The sequence below is a fragment of the Micromonospora sp. D75 genome (genome assembly GCF_018070405.1).
In the GTDB taxonomy this organism is placed as follows: Bacteria; Actinomycetota; Actinomycetes; order Mycobacteriales; family Micromonosporaceae; genus Micromonospora; species Micromonospora chalcea.
The window spans coordinates 1-1,208 of the sequence record NZ_JAGPXV010001008.1 but is presented as its reverse complement, the minus strand read 5'-3'; the positions used below and the strand labels follow the sequence as shown (position 1 = coordinate 1,208).

The following is a 1,208-nucleotide window of genomic DNA, read 5'->3' as shown; positions in this document are numbered from 1 at the left end:
GATCGCCGAGATCCTGGACGATCCGGACGCCGACCCGGTGGCGCACCTGCGCCGGCAGCACGAGCTGCTGTCCGGGCGGATCGGGAAGCTCCAGGAGATGGTCGCGGCGATCGAACACGCGATGGAGGCGAGGACGTTGGGGATCCAGTTGACGCCGGAGGAGCGGTTCGAGGTGTTCGGGGACTTCGACCCGGACGAGCACGCCGAGGAGGCGGAGCAGCGCTGGGGCGGCACCGAGGCGTACCGGCAGTCGCAGGAGCGCGCGGGCCGCTACTCGAAGGAGGACTGGCTGCGCAACAAGGCGGAGAACGAGGAGTGGGGGCGGCGGTTCGCCGCGCTGATGGACTCGGGCGCGCCGGCTGACGGCCCGGAGGCGATGGCGCTGGCCGAGGAGCACCGGCAGCTCATCACGAAGTGGTGGTACGACTGCTCGTACGAGATCCACACCGGTCTGGCCGACATGTACGTGGCGGACCCGCGGTTCACCGCGTACTTCGAGGCGCTGCGGCCGGGGATGGCCGCGTACCTGAACGAGGCGATCCACGCCAACGCGATCACCCGGTCCTGACCGGGTGCGGGTGGCAGGATGGCCGGCATGCTCATCGTCGCCGGCACCCTCTACGTCGATCCGGCCCGGCGGGACGCCTACCTGGCGTCCTGCGAGGCTGCCGTCCGCGCGGCCCGGGACGCGCCCGGCTGCGTGGACTTCGCGGTCAGCGCGGACCTGGTCGAGCCGGGCCGGATCAACGTCTACGAGCGGTGGGAGTCCGACGAGCAGTTGCTGGCGTTCCGGGGCTCCGGCCCGGAGGCCGAGCAGGTGACGGAGATCCTCGGCGCCGAGGTGCACAAGTTCCGCATCTCCGGCGTCGAGGCCCCCTGACCGCCTCTAGATGAAGACGTCGAGCAGCAGGACGCCGAGGAAACCGACCACCGAGATGATGGTCTCCATCACCGACCAGCTCTTGATGGTCTGCCCGACGGTCAACCCGAAGTACTCCTTCACCAGCCAGAAGCCGGCGTCGTTGACGTGGGAGAAGAACAGCGATCCGCAGCCGATGGCCAGCGCCAGCAGCGCCACCTCGGGGGCGGCGAGCGTGTCGGCCAGCGGCGCGACGATGCCGGCGGCGGTGATGGTGGCGACGGTGGCCGAGCCGGTGGCGACCCGGATGCCGACAGCTACCAGCCAGCCGAGCAGCAGCGGGGAGAGG

The 1,208-nt window shown here is 70.6% G+C and carries 2 protein-coding genes and 1 pseudogene; 2 read left to right on the top strand and 1 reads right to left on the bottom strand.

All coding sequences use genetic code 11. From position 1 onward, the window contains the following. On the top strand, positions 1-568 hold a 568-nt coding region (locus KBX39_RS31545), incomplete at its 5' end, for a TipAS antibiotic-recognition domain-containing protein (RefSeq protein ID WP_210874071.1). A 27-nt stretch (positions 569-595) separates the two neighbouring features. After that, a complete protein-coding gene (locus tag KBX39_RS31540) occupies positions 596-880 on the top strand; it encodes a putative quinol monooxygenase (RefSeq protein WP_013474158.1) in 285 nt (94 codons plus the stop codon). A gap of 6 nt (positions 881-886) precedes the next feature. Here the strand turns inward: KBX39_RS31540 and KBX39_RS31535 are convergent. Continuing rightward, positions 887-1,208, bottom strand: a pseudogene (locus KBX39_RS31535) (gluconate transporter); the annotation flags it as partial.